General features: G+C 54.9%; 17 protein-coding genes. 6 read left to right on the top strand and 11 right to left on the bottom strand.

The genetic code is table 11. The features are described 5' to 3' along the window. Positions 1-54: 54 nt before the first annotated feature. The 5 genes from ACO6S1_RS02010 to ACO6S1_RS02030 form a co-directional block, all read right to left on the bottom strand. Positions 55-3,474 (bottom strand): efflux RND transporter permease subunit, encoded by a 3,420-nt coding sequence (locus ACO6S1_RS02010; protein WP_422344694.1) that lies wholly within the window; start codon positions 3,472-3,474, stop codon positions 55-57. 11 nt (positions 3,475-3,485) lie between these two features. After that, positions 3,486-4,718: an efflux RND transporter periplasmic adaptor subunit gene (locus ACO6S1_RS02015; RefSeq protein ID WP_422344695.1), complete on the bottom strand. Its 1,233-nt coding sequence runs from the start codon at positions 4,716-4,718 to the stop codon at positions 3,486-3,488. A 261-nt stretch (positions 4,719-4,979) separates the two neighbouring features. Further along, on the bottom strand, positions 4,980-5,255 hold the full coding sequence (locus ACO6S1_RS02020) for a GlsB/YeaQ/YmgE family stress response membrane protein (protein WP_422344696.1): 276 nt from the start codon (positions 5,253-5,255) through the stop codon (positions 4,980-4,982). Positions 5,256-5,461: 206 nt separating this feature from the next. Then, entirely contained in the window at positions 5,462-5,761 is a 300-nt protein-coding gene (locus ACO6S1_RS02025) for a DUF1153 domain-containing protein (RefSeq protein ID WP_207989496.1), read from the bottom strand. 114 nt (positions 5,762-5,875) lie between these two features. Next, positions 5,876-6,205 (bottom strand): hypothetical protein, encoded by a 330-nt coding sequence (locus tag ACO6S1_RS02030; RefSeq protein WP_422344697.1) that lies wholly within the window; start codon positions 6,203-6,205, stop codon positions 5,876-5,878. 199 nt (positions 6,206-6,404) lie between these two features. Between ACO6S1_RS02030 and mnmA the strand changes: the two genes are divergently transcribed. Continuing rightward, a complete protein-coding gene (mnmA, locus tag ACO6S1_RS02035; RefSeq protein ID WP_422344698.1) occupies positions 6,405-7,538 on the top strand; it encodes a tRNA 2-thiouridine(34) synthase MnmA in 1,134 nt (377 codons plus the stop codon). Positions 7,539-7,542: 4 nt separating this feature from the next. Here mnmA and ACO6S1_RS02040 read toward each other — a convergent pair whose 3' ends face one another. Then, positions 7,543-7,917 (bottom strand): hypothetical protein, encoded by a 375-nt coding sequence (locus ACO6S1_RS02040; protein ID WP_422344699.1) that lies wholly within the window; start codon positions 7,915-7,917, stop codon positions 7,543-7,545. A 23-nt stretch (positions 7,918-7,940) separates the two neighbouring features. Here ACO6S1_RS02040 and ACO6S1_RS02045 point away from each other — a divergent pair, with 23 nt between their 5' ends. Further along, entirely contained in the window at positions 7,941-9,086 is a 1,146-nt protein-coding gene (locus ACO6S1_RS02045) for a serine hydrolase (RefSeq protein WP_422344700.1), read from the top strand. Between the two features lie 96 nt (positions 9,087-9,182). On the opposite strand, the gene ACO6S1_RS02050 is transcribed toward ACO6S1_RS02045, so the two are convergent. The 3 genes from ACO6S1_RS02050 to ACO6S1_RS02060 form a co-directional block, all read right to left on the bottom strand. Next, positions 9,183-9,989, bottom strand: coding sequence for a PhzF family phenazine biosynthesis protein (locus ACO6S1_RS02050; RefSeq protein WP_422344701.1), 807 nt, complete (start codon positions 9,987-9,989; stop codon positions 9,183-9,185). Further along, positions 9,986-10,570, bottom strand: coding sequence for a pyridoxamine 5'-phosphate oxidase (pdxH, locus tag ACO6S1_RS02055; protein WP_422344702.1), 585 nt, complete (start codon positions 10,568-10,570; stop codon positions 9,986-9,988). The genes ACO6S1_RS02050 and pdxH overlap by 4 nt, the downstream gene beginning before the upstream one ends. A 131-nt stretch (positions 10,571-10,701) precedes the next feature. Beyond that, positions 10,702-11,535 carry a hypothetical protein gene (locus tag ACO6S1_RS02060; RefSeq protein ID WP_422344703.1) on the bottom strand — a complete coding sequence of 278 codons (834 nt, stop codon included), beginning with the start codon at positions 11,533-11,535 and terminating at the stop codon, positions 10,702-10,704. Positions 11,536-12,007: 472 nt separating this feature from the next. On the opposite strand from ACO6S1_RS02060, the gene ACO6S1_RS02065 reads away from it, so the two are divergent. The 4 genes from ACO6S1_RS02065 (at position 12,008) to ACO6S1_RS02080 (ending at position 14,093) form a co-directional block, all read left to right on the top strand. Then, a complete protein-coding gene (locus tag ACO6S1_RS02065) occupies positions 12,008-12,637 on the top strand; it encodes an outer membrane protein (RefSeq protein WP_422344704.1) in 630 nt (209 codons plus the stop codon). Positions 12,638-12,847: 210 nt separating this feature from the next. After that, complete coding sequence (locus tag ACO6S1_RS02070) at positions 12,848-13,156, top strand: hypothetical protein (protein ID WP_422344705.1); 309 nt, start codon at positions 12,848-12,850, stop codon at positions 13,154-13,156. Between the two features lie 140 nt (positions 13,157-13,296). Then, positions 13,297-13,875 (top strand): hypothetical protein, encoded by a 579-nt coding sequence (locus ACO6S1_RS02075; RefSeq protein WP_422344706.1) that lies wholly within the window; start codon positions 13,297-13,299, stop codon positions 13,873-13,875. Next, entirely contained in the window at positions 13,875-14,093 is a 219-nt protein-coding gene (locus ACO6S1_RS02080; protein WP_422344707.1) for a helix-turn-helix domain-containing protein, read from the top strand. The genes ACO6S1_RS02075 and ACO6S1_RS02080 overlap by 1 nt, the downstream gene beginning before the upstream one ends. A 178-nt stretch (positions 14,094-14,271) precedes the next feature. On the opposite strand, the gene polA is transcribed toward ACO6S1_RS02080, so the two are convergent. Both polA and ACO6S1_RS02090 read right to left on the bottom strand, forming a co-directional pair. Further along, on the bottom strand, positions 14,272-17,082 hold the full coding sequence (gene polA, locus ACO6S1_RS02085; RefSeq protein WP_422344708.1) for a DNA polymerase I: 2,811 nt from the start codon (positions 17,080-17,082) through the stop codon (positions 14,272-14,274). Positions 17,083-17,175: 93 nt separating this feature from the next. After that, the gene (locus ACO6S1_RS02090; RefSeq protein ID WP_422344709.1) at positions 17,176-18,000 is read right to left on the bottom strand and encodes a GGDEF domain-containing protein; all 825 of its coding nucleotides are present in this window, start codon (positions 17,998-18,000) and stop codon (positions 17,176-17,178) included. Positions 18,001-18,030 lie beyond the last annotated feature (30 nt).

The following is an 18,030-nucleotide window of genomic DNA, read 5'->3' on the forward strand; positions in this document are numbered from 1 at the left end:
AACCAGAAATCGGACTGCTATTCGACGTGGGCGCCAATTTAGAAGAAAGCGGCTTCACTCGGCTGGCTGAACCCTTGCTTTATCATCCGCGTCATCGCCAGGATTATAGGTAAGCATCGTCTTGCGCAGCCATGGTCCGACCCGGCGTTCAAAGCCATCGGCAAGGCTGAAACCAGCGGGTACAATAACCAATGTCAACAGAGTGGAAACGATCAATCCCCCGATCACCACCGTGCCCATTGGCGCACGCCAGGCGCCGTCACCGGATAGGGACAGGGCCGTTGGCACCATGCCCGCAGTCATTGCGACAGTCGTCATCACAATAGGCTGTGCGCGCTTGTGCCCGGCATCCATAATTGCTTCGAATTTCGGAATACCTTTCTGCATTTCCTCAATCGCAAAGTCGATCAGCAAAATTGAGTTCTTACTGACAATACCGAGCAACATTAAAACGCCGATTAAAACCGGCATCGACAATGGTTGCCCAACCGCCCAGACCAGAAAGATTCCGCCAAGCGGGGCCAATGCCAGCGAACCCATATTCACCAGTGGTGACATCAAGCGTTTGTAGAGCAGCACCAACGTAGCGAAAACCAGAAGCACGCCGGCAATCAGAGCGATAATGAAGTTAACGAACAATTCCTGCTGCCATTCTTCCTCGCCAAAGGGAGCGTTTGACACACCAGTCGGCAGGTTTTTCATGATGGGCAGATTGTTGATGGCCGTCATCGCCTCGCCCTTGATCACATCAGGGGCCAGGTCAGCACCGACAAAAGTCCGTCGGTTCTGGTTATAACGCTGGATAGACGTTGGTCCGGATCCAAAACTAACCTTGGCGACACGGCTTAAGGGGACGGTGCCTCCGGACGCCGTCGGAATAGGCAAGCTTTCGATGGTTGTCAGATCTGTCCGCGATTCCTCCGGCAGCATGACACGGATCGGAATCTGACGATCGGATAGTGAGAATTTCGCCGCATTCTGATCAATTTCGCCCAGGGTTGCAATCCGGATCGTCTGGCTCAGCGCAGCGGTTGTCACACCCAATTTGGATGCCAGATCTGTATAGGGCGTGATGAGTATTTCTGGCCGGCTGAGGTCCGCCGCAATCCGCGGAGAGGTAACCAGATTGATACCCTTCATCTGCTCGACCAGTTGAAACGCGGTTTCATCCAATAGAGCAGGATCAGAGCCAGTCAGCATGATCGAAATATCTCGTCCGGTCCCACCGCCGCCACTTTGCGATTGGAAGGAAATACGGGCATCGGGTATTTCTTGCAGCAAGGGCGCCATACTGCGCTCAAACTCCACTGACGTCTTGTCGCGCTCTTCCTTGAAGTTCACAAACACCGTCGCATTGGTTTCGCGAACCCGGGTCAACGCGCGGTCGACTTCCGGTTGCTCATACATAAGCTCGGACACGCGGTCGGCAATTTTTTCCGTTTGTTGCAAAGTGGTGCCCGGGACGACTTCAATCTGAACACGACTGGAGTCTTCATTGATCGTTGGCTGGAATTGGGCTGGCACTGACATGAATAGAATGACAGTCAAACCAAAAGCCAACAGTCCCATACCCATCATCCACACACGGTGATCATGAGCCCGCGCGCGAAAGCGGGTGGCACGATAGTCATACCATTGGGAAAATCTGTCGCTGATAATTTTCACCACAAAACGAATGACAAATGCCACGACCCAAGCAACAGCGAAACCGACGCCAACGCCGGCCGCCAAACCGATCAGGGCACTGACAAATTTGCTTGGCAATATTTCCGTCAGGAAGCCATTGACGGCCCCGAAAGTGGCAAAGGTTCCCGCTAAGAATGCCAGTGTGATGATTGTAAACAACATAAAGCCAATCAGATATTGCCACCAGGCGATTTTTACCGGTGTTAGACTTTTTCTGATCTCGTTCGCGGCTGTCTGGTCCAGACACCAATTCAGCAAATTCATGTAGCGATCCATCCAAACGCCTTCACCGTGATCGGCATGGCCCTTGGATTTCAGGAAATAGGCGGCGACCATCGGAGTAATCATCCGCGCAACCGCCAAACTCATCAGCACCGAGATAACGACCGTAATGCCGAAATTTTTGAAAAACTGGCCAGATATTCCTGGCATCAAGCCAACGGGCAGGAAGACCGCAACGATACAAAAAGATGTCGCAACAACGGCCAAGCCAATTTCATCAGCAGCATCGATCGATGCCTGATAAGCGGATTTCCCCATCCGCATGTGCCGCACGATATTCTCAATCTCCACAATCGCATCATCAACCAACACACCGGCTACAAGGCCGAGTGCGAGAAGCGAAAGAAAATTCAGGTTAAAGCCAAGCAGGTCCATGAACCAGAAAGTCGGGATGGCAGATAAAGGAATAGCAATGGCTGAAATAACCGTAGCGCGCCAATCTCGCAGGAACAGGAACACCACAACAACAGCTAACAGCGCCCCCTCCACCATCGCTGCCATTGAGCTTTTATATTGCGTTTTGGTGTAATCAACACTGCTGCCCAGCCGGATAAACTCTACGCCTGGATTCTCTTCGGTAATCCGGTCCATAATCTCGACTGCATTATCATAGACGGTCACATCCGATGCACCGCGTGAGCGCGACATTGCGAAATTGACAACTTCGACGCCTTTGACTTTACTAATCGAACTGCGTTCACCGAAGGAGTCGGTTACGTCGGCCACGTCAGCCAGTTTTATGGTTTGGCCATTGCCCAGCGAGATTTGCGTCTGGGACAGCGCAAAGGCATCATCGGCATTACCCAATACGCGCACCGATTGCCGTGTACCACCTACCTCCGCGCGCCCGCCAGCGGCGTTAACATTCACCTGACGCAATACCGTGTTGATTTGACTGGCAGTGACACCAAGCGCTTGCATCCGGGCGGGTTTCAAAATTACCCGAATTTCGCGGTCCACACCGCCGAAGCGATCAACCTCTGCCATGCCTTCCACAGTCAGCAGGTTTTTTGCCACCGTATCATCAACGAACCAGCTCAACTGTTCCACCGTCATATCGTCGGCTTTCACCGCAAAATAAGCAATTGGCCCACCGGCGACGTCTACTTTGGAAATTTGTGGCTCCAAAATACCGTCAGGCAGAGAACCACGCGCCTGGTCCACGGCATTTTTCACTTCGTTCACGGCATCATTGACATCAGCACCGATTTCAAATTCTACAAAAGTAGAACTGGTGCCTTCACTAGCCGTGGAACTGATATTTTTAACACCGCTAATGGCGCGTACGGCGGCCTCAACTCGCTGGGTAATCTGATTCTCAATTTCCGTTGGCGCCGCACCAGGTTGGGAAATCCGGACCTGTACGCCCGGGAATTCGACATCAGGATTGTTGACCACATCCATACGGTTGAAGCTGAGCAAGCCTGCCAGCAACAAGGCCGTAAACAGAACCAGCGGCACAACCGGGTTGCGGGTGGACCATGCAGAGATATTGCGGAGATTCATAAGTTAGTCTTTCAAGCCGCCTTATCCGTTTGGTCAGCATCATTCTTATCGTTACCCTTGACAGCTGGAGCTTTCTCGACCGCTGGTTTGACCGTTTGACCAGGATTTAGAAAACCGCCTGCGCGCAGCACCACTCGTTCAGTCCCATTCAGGCCTGTTGTAATCGACAGGCCAGCAGCAGAAACAGACCCGATGGTAACATCGCGGCGTACGACTTTATTGTCTTTGTCGACGACGTAGACGAAGCTGCCTTGGCTGTCATTCTGCACCGCAGATTCCGGCAATACAGCTGCTTCGGAGGAACCACTGCGAATTCTGGCACTGGCAAAGCCACCTGGCCGCAACGCAGTGTCATAGCTCAACGCGATTTTGGCAATACCTTGGCGGGAATCCGCATCAATCATTGGCGAAATCTGCCATATTTGTCCGTTGAGCACTTTATCTGTGCCGACAGGAATGACCTCGGTATTCACACCAACAGATATATTGGCCAAATCATTTTCGCTCAATTGTGCCTGTAATTCCATTTCACCATTTTGTGCCAAACGGAACAAGATACCGCTGCCTGCGCTGACCGTCTGACCAACTTCAACATTTCGTTCCAAAACAAAGCCACCTTTCGGCGCGACAATATTCAGGAAATTGTTGCGCGCACGGGTTTCGCCAAGCTGTGCTTGCGCGACCCTAAGCTGTGCGGCATTTGAGTCGCGCGTTGCTGTCAGTCGATCAATATCAGCTTTTGAGATAAATCCGCGTTCAACCAGTTTGGCCGCACGATCAAGATTGGCCTGCGCGAGATTTAAGTCGGCCCGGGCCGATGCAACCGATGCTTCCAAACGAGCCACTTGCTGGTTCTGAACGGAGCGATCAATGCTGGCCATGACTTGCCCTGGCTTTACCCAGTCACCAGCATCCACATAGACCTGTGTCACCCGACCGCCTTCTCCGACAACACCAACCGGAATTTCCCGTCGGGCAGCCAATGTGCCTGTAGCATTAATCGTACGCACAACGTCCGACCGGCCAGGCACCATAACTGTTACAACAGGCGCGTTGGCATCTTCGGCAGCTTCCGGAGCAGCGCCACTGCCCGCCAAAAGCTGATAAGCAACATAGCCTGCAATCAATGCTATCGCGACAGCCACCACGATCATAAACCGTCGTTTGTTCTGCGCCTGATCTTCGCTGTCGCTCAGAATTGAGCCATCCAGGTCTTCAGCAGGAATTTTCGATTCATAGTTCATATTCAATACTCGTCAGCCAGCCTTTATCTTGTTTTGCGCTGCAATATACAAAAGAATCACTGGAACGCGGGGAAAACATTAATTCTTATGATCGGTGTATTATATCAATAAACCAGTTATCACAAGCCCGAACAATTACCCAATGAAACACTGGACCCTAGACGTTGCTAATTTACCATAGCCGCATATTTCGCTATTTAAAAAGGCTGGCCATCATAGGCCAGCCTTTTGTTTTCTTTAGAGATTTCTAGACTAATCAGTTTAACGGACGCGTCCGCGTTTGATTAAGTTCACGATGCCAAGCAAAACAACCGCTCCGCCAAATGCGACCAGTAGAGTGATTGGACTGAATGGTGCATCTCTGAGATTTTGTGTGCCACCGGTAAAGAAACTGAACAGCCATCCACCTAGCATGGAGCCTACACAACCAACGACTACGTTCCAAAAAATGCCCATGGATGCATCACGCCCCATAACCATGCTGGCCAACCAACCGATGATACCACCCATAACAAGCGCAATGATAAAATTGATCATACTTCCCTCCTGATCTGTTTTGGCCGTATTTCAAGCCAGGTTAGATGATCTTATACAATTCGCTGCCTGAGACCAGAAAATACTCCATAATCGGACAGCAAAAAGGCCTCGGAAACAATTTTCCGAGGCCTCTAATACATTAATATTAATGCTTAATCTGATCAATGGTTGCTACGAACGGCCGACACTATCATTAACAATTATGCTTAGTATTTCTGCTGACGCTCATAAAGATCACGGTAATGCTGGATCCGCGTTACACGCAGTCCTGGCATACCGGAACGGTCAACGGCACGCTGCCATGACGCAAATTCTTCCAACGACAAACTATAGCGATCGCATACCTCATCGACCGTCAATAGCCCGCCATTTACCGCCGCTACGACTTCCGCTTTACGCCGAACAACCCAACGAGTCGTTCCAGGCGCAGGCAAATCAGCAACCGTTAGTGGTTCACCCAACGGACCCACGACTTGTGCTGGCTTGATGGTTTGGTTCTCGATCATACTACCCTCAATATTAGCCTTGCGGCATTTCTCTCTACGTCCAAATGTTGTTACATGTTTAGACATAGAGTTTTTCAAACTACTAAATCACCAAGGTAAAGAACGCGTTCATATTTACTCTCGCGTCGCCTCACCTGAATCATTCTCACGCAAAAGATCAGGTCGGAAATGACCTTTCTCAAAATAGCGCGCGCTATTTACAAAAGGGCTTCCTTGTGGACGCTCCCCAGCAAAAAACTTGATCCGATCTTCCATCAATCCCCCGCTGCTGTGTGTTGGCTGTCCAGCCAATGCACTACGCCGTGCAATATATGCACGCGCCGAAGGGGAAAGAGTCTGACGCGCGATCGCATGCGCAATCAGCGCGTCATGCGCGCTGCCTGCTGGTGCATCCGTATCGGCACTGGTCTGTGTCAGACTCTTGTGAGGGAAGTTCATTTCCATGAAGAGGCTTCTAGCAACGAAGATATAAACATCCGTAAAGGCGATGTTCACACGGTCTTAGGACTGGTTAAGCAAACCTTCCTTCCAATTCGTCTTTTCGTCCCAATATGAACCATAGCAGGGTGAGACCCAGTGTTTTGGCTTCGTATTTCAACAAAACTGGCGCTTCACGCGGTTCATCGTTAAGGGACGTGACATTATGACTGACCGAATCAACAGTGAATTTCAGCTCGGGGACGATCTGACCGGCAAGCGCATCGTCGTTGCGATGTCCGGCGGCGTCGACTCCAGCGTCGTCGCGGCATTGGCTGCGCGAACCGGTGCAGAGACGATTGGCATTACCTTGCAGCTCTATGATCATGGCGAAGCTGTTGGCCGCGCCGGCAGCTGCTGTGCCGGTCAGGATATCCGAGATGCGCGGGCCGTGGCCGAGAAGCTGGGCATCGCCCACTATGTTTTTGATCATGCCAGCCGCTTTCAGGAATCGGTCATGGATGTGTTCGCCGATGAGTATATGGCCGGGCGAACACCGATCCCCTGTGTCCAGTGCAATATGGGGGTGAAGTTCACAGACCTCTTAAACCTCTCCCGCGAACTGGGTGCGGACTGTCTGGCAACGGGCCACTATGTTCGCCGTGTCATGGGCGACAATGGCTCTGAATTGCATCGCGCCATGGATCCTGCCCGGGACCAGAGTTACTTCCTGTTTGCAACGACACAGGACCAGCTCGACTATCTACGCTTTCCGCTGGGCGACATGCCGAAGGATGACGTTCGCGAGATCGCCAAGGACATGGGCCTCGCCGTCGCCTTCAAACCGGATAGTCAGGATATCTGCTTCGTGCCCGATGGAGACTATGCCAAAGTTGTCCGCAAGCTTCGTCCCGATGCCGATGATGATGGCGAGATTGTTCATATCGACGGCACCGTCATGGGCCGACACAAGGGCCTGATCCATTATACTGTGGGCCAGCGTAAAGGCCTTGAAATTGGCGGGCAGGCCGAACCACTCTATGTGATCCGCCTGGAACCGGAGACCAAACGCGTCTTTGTCGGACCTAGACAGGCACTCGCCGTTGCATCGGCAACGCTGCGCGACATCAACTGGATTGGCGGCGATTTTGAAGGCCCAATGCAGGTGAAGGTCCGCTCCATGGCCAAACCGACTCATGCACGGCTTGAAGGCGACAAGCTGCAATTCCACAATCCGGAATATGGCGTGTCCCCCGGTCAGGCAGCGGTCTTCTATCATAAGGATCGGGTGCTAGGCGGCGGATGGATCGAAAAAACCGGAGCCGTTTCCCAGCAATGGCTGGCAGCAGCGACGGCCTGATCGCTTAGTCGGCTTCGGCCTCCGTCAGCATCACGCAGCCCCAGCCTTCGCGAAACTCGGCCGTAGCGGACGCGAGCAGCGGTACCGAAGCGGTTACCCGGCGCTTTTCGTCATCCATCGACAAACCGATGACTTCCATGCCCGGCTCAAAATCCTTCTCGCAGTCGGCCAGATCGCGGCCACCAACATAGTGGCAGGAACAGGCAACACGCGCTCCATAGGCGGTACCGATGCCGAGCTGCCCTTTGATGAAGCTGTAATTATACGCAAAGACAGCCGCCAATATCAGCACGAACAAGGCCAATATATATAGCGCGATGCGGCCTTTACGGCTTTGTGTCTTGGAAGCGGTTTCGGGATTATCATTTACGGTTGCCATAGCTGGTCTTATTGGTGCAACGGATGTCCATGCACAAGATCAAAATCACTGCCCTGTCCTTTCTCGCTTTCGCCCTTGCTGGCTGCGCTGCGAGTGACGAACCGGCAGCACCGCCGCCCAAGACCGCCGAAGAGCTGGCCTATATATCCGACGCCAGCCCGATTCCGAAAGCCCGGCTGGATGCCGCCATCTCGCCCCTGTTCGACGACCCCGCCATGGCCGAGACCCGCGCCCTGCTGATCATGCATCGCGGAGAGATCATCGCCGAACGCTATGGCGAGGGCTATGACGAGGACACCCGCTTCATCAGCTGGTCGATGGCGAAATCCTTTACCGGCGCGCTGATCGGCTTTCTTGTCGCGGATGGCCGGCTGGTGCTCGACGACCCTGCCCCCGTCCCCGACTGGCAGCGGCCCGGCGACCCGCGCGGCGATATCACCCTGCGGCAACTGCTGCACATGTCCTCTGGCCTCGACCATACCGAGGTCGGCGAGGAAGGCGGCAAAACCCTCTACGAAGCCGATACCCAGCAGATGCTGTTCCTTTCGGGCGCCGGTGATATGGCCGGCTATGCCGAAGCCCGGCCGATGGAAGCAGAGCCCGGCGCAAAGTTCGAATATAGCACCGCCACCAGCATGATACTGGCCGACATCATCACCCGCACCCTGACCAACAGCACCGACCCGAAGGTGCGCCGCGACACCGCCATGCGTTTCATTCGCGGCCGTCTGCTCGAACCGCTGGGCATGGAGAGCACCTATTTCGAGTTCGATGCCAATGGCACCTTCCTCGGCGGCAGCATCATTCAGTCCACCGCCCGGGACTATGCGACATTCGGAGAGTTCCTCCGCAACAACGGCGCGCGCAGGGGGGCGCAGCATCTGCCGGTCAGCTGGGTCAAGTTCATGCGTAGCTCCTCTGCCAATGATCCCGCTTATGGCGGTCATATCTGGCTCAACAAGCGGCGACCCGAAGGCCGTAACCAAGTGCTCTTCCCCGACATGGCGCCCGACACGGTGTTCGCGGCGCTGGGCCATCTGGGGCAGCAGATCATCGTCTCGCCGGAACAGAAGCTGACGGTCGTGCGGCTCGGCAAGACACAGGATGATGTGCTGGGCCCGATGAGCGATCAGATGGGCCGGATCGTGGCGATGTTCCCGGTTCAATAGCCCCCTTCTCCGCTCACCCTGAGCTTGTCGAAGGGTCTTTGCCACGATGCTTCGACAGGCTCAGCATGAGCGGGGTGGCCAACCCGCTGGTCAAAACTACAACCGGAACAGCCCCTCCACCACGGTCACACATTTGCCGCCCAGCCAGGCCTTTTCGCCATCCAGCCGGCAGTCGACATAGCCGCCGCGACCACTGGCCTGATAAGCGGTAAAGCTGTCGCGGCCCAGTTGCTTCGCCCAATAAGGCGTCAGCACGGCATGGGCCGATCCCGTCACGCTGTCCTCGTCGACCCCGCCACCGGGCACAAAGACCCGGCTCAGCGCATCGGTATCGGTGCCCGGTGCTGTGCAGATAAACTGTTCATTGCCCAAAGCCCCCAAAGCCTTCAAATCCGGCTTGAGCGCCAGCACCTCGTCCGCGGTTGCATAGCGGATCACATTATAGCGCCCTTCATGAAATTGCGTCTCGACCGGCGACCCGCCAAGCAGGGCGACAATATCGGGTCGCTCTTTGGGAGACGGCGGATAGGCGGGCAGCTCCAGCGCATAGCCGTCGCCATCACGCACCATGGTCAACACGCCGGCCTTGCGGGTGCGAAAAGTCACTTTCTCCCGCTCCGGCTGTTGCGAAAGGATGATATGCCCGCTCGCCAGAGTTGCGTGGCCGCATAGCGCAATCTCTATCGTCGGCGTGAACCAGCGCAGCTCATAATCCGCCTCGCCTGTGGCGTCGGGCAGATAAAAGGCGGTTTCGGCAAAATTATTCTCTTCGCCAATCGCCTGCAGCACCGCATCATCAAGCCAGCTTTCGAGCGGCATCACCGCGGCCTGATTGCCGGTAAAGGGCCGCTCGGCAAAGGCATCGACATGATAATAGGGTAAGATTCCATTTTCCTGCGTCATGGGTAGAGCATTCCTTCCGTCCAATCATCACCGCCATCGGCCCGCACAAAGGTCCGCCGTTCGTGCAGCCGATGTTCGCGGTCCTGCCAAAATTCAAAGCGCTGCGGCATCAGTCGATAGCCCGACCAATGCGGCGGACGCGGCACGTCCTGACCTTCAAAGCGCGCTTTCATCTCGTCATAGCGTGCTTCAAATGTCGCGCGCGCATCCAGTGGCCGGGATTGATCCGACGCCCAGGCGCCCAGCTGCGAATCCCGGCTGCGCGTTGCAAAATAGGCATCGGCAGTGGCATTAGAAACGGTCGACAGCGGTCCTTCAATACGGATTTGCCGGCGCAGGCTTTTCCAGTGAAATAGGATCGCCGCTTTCGGATTGGCGGCAATGTCGGCGGCCTTGCGGCTTTCCTGATTGGTGTAAAAGACAAAACCGTTGCGGTCATGGCCCTTTAACAGCACCATCCGCGCGGCCGGTTGCCCGTTGGCATCCGCAGTCGCGATGGTCATCGCATTGCTATCATTTAATTCCGTCTCGCGGGCTTCCGCGAACCAGCTTTCGAACAGGGGGAATGGATCATGGGTCATGAGGCTCGCTCTAACAGGGTGATGACGCGCGCGAAAGACTTGTGTTTTGAAATTCGCAGCCCGGTGGCGAAGGGCCCATCATCGGATAACCCTGCGCTCGATCCATGCAGGGTCACACGGGGTCACACCCCCTATAGCGGAACCGCCTGTGGTCCCTCTGCGCCAGTGCGGTGTGCCGTGTTGCTGCCCGGAATATCATCGGCAAACTCATCATGACATATGCCCGCCGCTGCCTCACTGGCCCGGACCCGTGTCCAGAAATCGGGATCATCGCTCATGCCGCTGCGCATCGCGCGCTCCCATTGCATGTCGTCCCAGTCGGCAGCATTATCGGGATCGAGGTCTGTTATGTCGATATCTTCCGGCGCGGTGGCGGCAATCTGCTCGCGCGCCTGCTTTTCGCGCAGACGCTCCAGCAGATCATCATGACCGATGCCGGTAAAGGGTGGCTCGATATCGGGCTCCCCCGCCTTATCCTGTTCCTCCAGCATAGCGGCACAATCCCTGCCCTGGCTGATTGCCTCGACCATATCGTCAAACTGCGCTGCAGCAGCGCGCGCCGGATTGCCCGCCAGATCACACTCATCCGCCTTCGCATCCAGCCGCGCCAGCGCTGCCAGCAACAAGGGAACAGAAAATCGCTGCCGCTCCCCCACTTCCTCGCCATGATACCAGACAGGCTCGGCCCAGCCATTCAGCCCTTTCTCCAGCACTTCTTCTGCATAAAGATCCCGCGCATGAATAAGCGCCGCATCCCAGGCCCGCGAAAAGGCGCGCCCCTCATCGCGCCGCCGCAACCGATGCGCACTCTCCCGGCTCATCCCCACAAAAGCCGCCGCTGATTTAACCGACCCAGAGCGCGCGAGGGCCTCGAGAAACCGGCCCTGCTTCTCCGGCGTCCAGCGCGGGGCGGGTGCGTTGAGTGTTTCAGTATCGGGTTGTTCGGGGGATAGTTGGGTCATCATGCTTTCTCTCATCGGTTATGGAAAGCGCATGATATAACCTATATGGTACGTTGTAGGAAAGAGGGAAGAGATCGAAGGGCGCTGTTACCATGGAATGTCCGATTAGAGTATCGGACGCTGGCGCAGTTTCTAAGACGCGCAAGACTAGGGTGAGAGCGGACGTTCGCACGGTGCCAGTGACCTAGACGCAGCCCAAAGCAAGTCTGGGTGAAATGACATAATACGATAATATTTTATTGTATGACAATAATTATTCATCGCAAATTAATATATTCAGGGTATAGCGGTCCTTGCAATCACATTTGGAGTCTCAATGTAACAACACCCCGATATGCCTGAATAGAACACAGGCTGCTTGAATGGCTTGGCTTCGCTTCGCCCAAACCCGACGCTCGCCACACGAATGTGAGTTCGACGTGCATCGATTTGCACGACGGATTTTTGCGCTCAAATCAAATCTAAGGAACTAATAGTGAATTTATACAATCAATCTCTTTCAATTGTTGCCGCATCGCTTGTTGCGATAAGCGTGTCTCAGACTGCTTTCGCGCAGGATACAGACGACCTTTTCACCGGGGTGAGCATTGGCGTTGAAGCTGGCTACAACCGTATTAGCATCGATGAGCCAATTCTCGACGGCGGCAACACCGTGACGCTCGATGCGAAGAAGAGCGGCATCATCTATGGTGGTTACGCCGGATATGATCTGCAGATGGACAAATTTGTAGTTGGCGTCGAAGCAGGTTTCAGCCCTAATGGGAACACGATCACCAGTGATATTGCCAATGGCGGATCGGCGGAATTAAACCCCAAATGGTCCGCAAATGCTTCGGTTCGTGCCGGCGTTGTTCTTGCAGATCGCGCGCTCATCTACGGCCGAATTGGTTATAATCGCACACGCTACTCGGTAAGCAGGTTCGCAAACGGAAACGACGCCGCGATTGCCTCAGCCAATAAGAACGCTGACGGGCTGATGTTCGGAGGCGGCGCTGAATTCGCGTTCAATGAGAATGCGGCTTTTCGGGTAGAATATCGTCGCAACAAGCTGGATGGAACCTTGCGATCCAATCAGGTTTTAGCCGGTGCTACGCTGCGATTCTAGCTTCCCGATTGTTGCTGGACGGATCACCCCGACCCCTGAGGCCGATCCGTCCAGCGGCATACCCTTCTGCAACATGTGAGGCGCAGCATGAAACAATTCATAACATTCGGACTTATGGCTCTGGTTCTGCATTTCGCCGCCTTCATCACAACATTTCTTTTAACCGCTTCGGGCAGTCTTTCGGGCTGACCCAAAACATGGAGACGAACAATGAAAATTATCCTTAGCGCGCTGCCGATAGTGCTACTTATCCCAGGCTGTGTTAGTCTTAGTGACGGACAAATGGCCCGGTTTGACAGCATGTCATGCGCCCAATTGGACGTTGCGTTTGACTATGAAAAAGAGGGCGAACGGAAGGCGGGAACGAGAGCGTTTTTCAACTCAGTCACCAGCCTTACGACCAAAGGCAGTCAATCGACCAGCGCTGATCTGGATTCATTTGGCGATCAACTGGATGAGGACGAGCATCGTGTCGCCAAAGATTATATTCGCCAACGGCAAGACCATCTCGATTGCTAGGGCGTGCCCCGCGGCCGGTTGGAGTATTGCTGGCGTGTCATATCGCGATGCATGACAGCTGACCCCAGACCCAGCCAAACAAATGGTGGGAATTTCGCATCTTGGAAGTGGACTACACAAATGAGAAATGGATTGTATAGATGAAACTCAATTCTGTGAGATTAGATGATATGGAAAACGAACGGACCGTTCAAAGCCGGCTGTTATACCGAGTGCTGAGAGTACTGGCGGGCCTCATGACGTTGGTTGCCGGTCTGGCCATGTCATATGCGTGCATCGCGGCATTATTCGGTGATCAGAAGTTGCTGATCGATTTTATTGACGAAGATGCAGCGTCGCTTTCCATGAATGTGCCGACGATATTGGCTATTGTTACGACCAACGTCCTGGCAATTGTTTCGCTTGGCCTGTTATTCTTTTCATTGAACCGCTTCCTCAAATATGCCGAGCGCGGTGAGATGCTGGTTGATCCTGCGCGCAACGCATTGAAACGCTTGGGCGTGGCTATGGTTCTGCTCTATTTGACGACCCGATTTGTAGCGGTCGTCATACCAGTGCTGGGCATTTCTGGTTTTTGGATGGAGAACAGATATTCGCTTCCTCTCACTTTCGTTGACCTGGATTTCCTATATCTCTTGGTAGGCGTAGTTCTTCTGGCATTGGGTCAGGCTTTGCGCGAAGGTCAGGTCGCGAAGGAAGAGACAAAGCAATACGTTTGATGGCTATTGAAGTAACTCTCGACATCATGTTGGCCACCCGCAAGGTCAAATCGAAAGACCTGGCGGCGCATGTCGGAATAACCGACGCCAACCTGTCGCTCCTGAAGTCAGGTAAAGTAAAAGGCGTTAAGTTCGAGACGCTCTCCAAGATTTGTGACTATCTAGAGTGCGAGACCGGTGACATCTTGCGCCACGTACCAGACGATGCAGAGGGCTAGGTAGCGACGATCGCGACAGAGCAACTGCACTGTCTCTGGTAGTGAAAGCACCTACCGGTATTTCATAGAATCGCAGAGGCCTTTTCAGTCGCGTTTGCTGACGTCCGCAAGTGGGTCGTCAGCGGAAGGTCAGGTTACTTGGTCACAACGCCCTCTTCCACACCCAAAACAACCACCCCTAATGCGCCTCGTCCCAACTCTTGCCGGTCCCGATATCGACATCCAGCGGCACTGATAGTTTCACCGCTGGCTCTGCTGCGCCGGACATGACCGTGCGGATGACCTCGGATGCCGCATCGACGTCGCTTTCGGGCAGTTCGAAGACCAGTTCGTCGTGGACCTGCATCAGCATCTTTACCTGTGGCAAGCCCGCCTCGGCCAGTGCGGGGAGCATGCGGGCCATGGCGCGTTTGATGATGTCGGCGCTGGTGCCTTGGATCGGGGCGTTGATCGCGGCGCGCTCGCTGCCTTGGCGTTCGGCCTGGTTGGCAGATTTCAGACGCTCGAACCAGGTTTTGCGGCCGAACAGGGTTTCCGTGTAACCGCTTTCCCGCGCCGCCTGCAGGGTTTCGGAAATATAGCGGTTGATGCCGGGGAAGCGCTCGAAATAGGTGTCGATCATCGCCTGCGCTTCATCCGCGTCGACCTCCAGCCGCTTGGCGAGGCCCCAGCGCGAGATGCCATAGAGGATCGCGAAGTTGATCGTCTTGGCCCGCCCGCGGGTATCGCGGTCGACCGTGCCGAACAATTCCTGTGCCGTGCGGTTATGAATATCCTCACCCGCCGCGAACGCCTCTTTCAGCGTTTCAACGTCGGCAATATGCGCGGCGAGACGCAGTTCGATCTGGCTATAGTCGGCGGCCAGGATGACATTGCCCGGCGCGGCGACGAAAGCCTGCCGGATTTGCCGGCCGATTTCGGTACGGATCGGGATATTCTGCAGGTTCGGCTCGGTTGACGACAACCGCCCGGTCTGCGCGCCGCTGAGGCTATAGCTCGTATGCACGCGGCCGGTCTTGGCATTAATCTGCTCCTGCAGTGCATCGGTATAGGTGGATTTGAGCTTCGACAATTGCCGCCAGTCGACAACCTTTTGCGCAATCGGCTCGCCATCGCCGGCCAGCCGTTCGAGCACCGTGACATCGGTGGAATATTGGCCGCTCTTGCCTTTTTTGCCGCCTTTCAGGCCGAGCTTGCCGAACAGGATTTCGCCCAGTTGCTTGGGGCTGCCAATGGCAAAGGGTTCGCCCGCCAGCTCGTGAATCTCTTTCTCAAGGCTTTCCATATTCTCGGCGAAGCTTTGCGACAGCCGCGCCAGTTCTTCGCGGTCGACCAGCACGCCGGTTTCTTCCATCTTCGCGATCACCGGGACCAGCGGACGGTCGACCATCTGATAGACGCGCGTCGCCTGTTCCGGCGCCATGCGCAGGCGCAAAATCTCCCACAGGCGCAGCGTGACATCGGCATCCTCGGCGGCATATTCGGTCGCCTTGTCGAGCGGGACTTCGGCAAAGGTGATCGCTTTCTTGCCGGTACCGGTTAGCGATTTGAAGCTGATGCACTCATGGCCCAAATGCAGCTTGCTGAGTTCATCCATGCCGTGGCCGTGCAGACCCGCATCGAGGTCGAAGCTCATCACCAGCGTATCGTCAAACGGGGTGATTTTCAGATCATGCTGGGCGAGCACGGTCATGTCATATTTCAGGTTCTGCCCGACCTTCAGCACTGCGTCATCCTCAAGCAGCGGCTTGAGCCGCGCCAATGCTTCCTCGGTCGGAATCTGTTTGGGCGATTCCGCAAACATGTCGCCGCTGCCATGGCCGAGCGGAATATAGCAGGCCTCATTCGGCCCGGTCGCCATGCAGACACCGACAACCCGCGCAGTGACGCTTTCCAGACTGTCCGTCTCGACATCGACGGCCATCACGCCCCTGGTGCGCGCGCGATCAATCCATGTGTCGAGCGTCTCGAGATCCTGCACACATTCATATTGGCTGCGATCAATTGCCGGCGCTTCCACCGGTTTGGCCGCGGCGGGCGGCGCGCTGTTGCCAATGCCGCCATCGACATCGGGATTTTGTGGCTCGGCCTGACCACCGCCGAGTTTTTTGAGCAGCGAGTTAAACCCGTGATGGGTCAGAAATTCGCGCAATGGGTCTTCGGGAATATCCTGCAGCAGAAAACTGTCGAGCGTATCGGGTAGCGGGCAATCGTCTTTGAGCGTCACCAGCACCCGCGACAGGCGTGCCTGCTCGATATTCTCGAGAATATTTTCCTTCATCTTGGACTTCTTCATGTCCGGCGCGGCGGCCAGCACCGCTTCGATATCGCCATATTCGTTGATCAGCTTGGACGCGGTTTTCGGACCAATGCCGGGAACGCCGGGAATATTATCCGCACTGTCGCCCATCAGGCCGAGCACATCACCCAGCTTTTCCGGACCAACGCCGAATTTTTCCTCAACCGTCGCCTTGCCCATGCGGACATTCTTCATCGTGTCGAGCATATCGACGCGGCTGTCGTCCGATGGCTCGATCAGCTGCATCAGATCCTTGTCGGACGAGACAATTGTCACCTTCCATCCTTCGGCGACCGCTGCCTTGGTATAGCTGGCGATCATGTCATCGGCCTCGACATTTTCTTCCTCGATCAGCGGCAGGGAAAAGGCGCGGGTCGCATCGCGGATCATCGGGAATTGCGGGCGCAGGTCTTCCGGCGGTTCGGGCCGATGGGCCTTATATTCGCTATAAAGTTCGTTGCGGAAACTTTGCGAGGACTTGTCGAGCACCACCGCCATATGAGTCGGACCATCGGCCTTGTGCAGCTCGGCGGCCAGCTTCCACAACATGGTGGTATAACCGTAAACCGCGCCGACCGGTTCGCCATGAATATTGGTCAGCGGCGGCAGGCGATGATAGGCCCGGAAAATATAGGCCGAACCATCGACCAGATAGAGATGTTTTTGTTTGCTGGAATCACTGTCTGTCATGGGACCATGCACTAGCAGCGGCAACCGTGTCCGTCATGACTAAATTGCCTGCGACAACGGCAGATCAGATTTCAGATTCCATGCAAACCCGTATCAGGCGCGAACGGGGGCCAGGTTGTGAATATTGCCTGCTTCGTAAAAAGGCCGCGGCTTTTCACGCATGCCCGGCGAATAGAGCACACATTGATTGCGGCCGCGCCGCTTTGCCTCGAACAGGGCACTGTCGGCATTGCGCATCGGCAAAGCACGCTCTTCATGGGGTGATACACCGGTCAGTCCAATGCTCACCGTCATCCGGTGCGGCACGCCCTCCTGCGGCTCGAACAAAGTATTTTCAATCTCGTGACGGATCATTTCGCCGATAATCTCGCCTTCGGCGTGACAGGTATCCGGCAACAACACGCCAAATTCCTCGCCGCCAATGCGCCCGACCAGATCATTTTTGCGCAAGATACGTTTGAAGACCGAAGAAAGCAGGATCAACGCCTTGTCACCCACCGGATGACCATAGCCATCATTGATATTCTTGAAATGATCGGCATCGACGATCATCAGGATGTTGTTATGATAGTTCATCCGTCGCTCATCAAACAATTTGATGAAATGCTCCCGATTGGCAAGACCCGTCAAACCATCGATACTGGCCCGGTGTTGCAAATCCTGGTTGACCTTTTGCAGCTCTTCCTGCGTCACTTTCAACCTGTCGGCCAGTTCGATCAGTTGCTTGCGCTGGTTGATGAAATAGAAATTGGCCGGAATACAAATCACCCAAGGCACGATGAAGGCTAATGTCATCACGTTCCAGAAATTATTGTCTACGCCAAAAATCGCCAGATAGATGATGGCGGTGACCGCAAAGGCAGACAAAACCTCGACTGCTGTCATCATGCCAACCTGACGAGCGGGGGATAATTTCAAGATTGAATCGTTCATGCATGACAGGATAAG

Origin of the sequence: Parasphingorhabdus sp. (assembly GCF_965233695.1) — a bacterium.
In the GTDB taxonomy this organism is placed as follows: Bacteria; Pseudomonadota; Alphaproteobacteria; order Sphingomonadales; family Sphingomonadaceae; genus Parasphingorhabdus.

What these genes read in the sequence shown, in the direction of transcription:
- ACO6S1_RS02080 (WP_422344707.1), top strand. Translation starts at nt 13,875, where the DNA reads ATGGCTATTGAAGTAACTCTCGACATCATGTTGGCCACCCGCAAGGTC.
- polA (WP_422344708.1), bottom strand. Translation starts at nt 17,082, where the DNA reads ATGACAGACAGTGATTCCAGCAAACAAAAACATCTCTATCTGGTCGAT.
- ACO6S1_RS02020 (WP_422344696.1), bottom strand. Translation starts at nt 5,255, where the DNA reads ATGATCAATTTTATCATTGCGCTTGTTATGGGTGGTATCATCGGTTGG.
- ACO6S1_RS02025 (WP_207989496.1), bottom strand. Translation starts at nt 5,761, where the DNA reads ATGATCGAGAACCAAACCATCAAGCCAGCACAAGTCGTGGGTCCGTTG.
- mnmA (WP_422344698.1), top strand. Translation starts at nt 6,405, where the DNA reads ATGACTGACCGAATCAACAGTGAATTTCAGCTCGGGGACGATCTGACC.
- ACO6S1_RS02075 (WP_422344706.1), top strand. Translation starts at nt 13,297, where the DNA reads ATGAAACTCAATTCTGTGAGATTAGATGATATGGAAAACGAACGGACC.
- ACO6S1_RS02010 (WP_422344694.1), bottom strand. Translation starts at nt 3,474, where the DNA reads ATGAATCTCCGCAATATCTCTGCATGGTCCACCCGCAACCCGGTTGTG.
- ACO6S1_RS02070 (WP_422344705.1), top strand. Translation starts at nt 12,848, where the DNA reads ATGAAAATTATCCTTAGCGCGCTGCCGATAGTGCTACTTATCCCAGGC.
- ACO6S1_RS02030 (WP_422344697.1), bottom strand. Translation starts at nt 6,205, where the DNA reads ATGGAAATGAACTTCCCTCACAAGAGTCTGACACAGACCAGTGCCGAT.
- pdxH (WP_422344702.1), bottom strand. Translation starts at nt 10,570, where the DNA reads ATGACCCATGATCCATTCCCCCTGTTCGAAAGCTGGTTCGCGGAAGCC.
- ACO6S1_RS02060 (WP_422344703.1), bottom strand. Translation starts at nt 11,535, where the DNA reads ATGATGACCCAACTATCCCCCGAACAACCCGATACTGAAACACTCAAC.
- ACO6S1_RS02015 (WP_422344695.1), bottom strand. Translation starts at nt 4,718, where the DNA reads ATGAACTATGAATCGAAAATTCCTGCTGAAGACCTGGATGGCTCAATT.
- ACO6S1_RS02045 (WP_422344700.1), top strand. Translation starts at nt 7,941, where the DNA reads ATGTCCATGCACAAGATCAAAATCACTGCCCTGTCCTTTCTCGCTTTC.
- ACO6S1_RS02040 (WP_422344699.1), bottom strand. Translation starts at nt 7,917, where the DNA reads ATGGCAACCGTAAATGATAATCCCGAAACCGCTTCCAAGACACAAAGC.
- ACO6S1_RS02050 (WP_422344701.1), bottom strand. Translation starts at nt 9,989, where the DNA reads ATGACGCAGGAAAATGGAATCTTACCCTATTATCATGTCGATGCCTTT.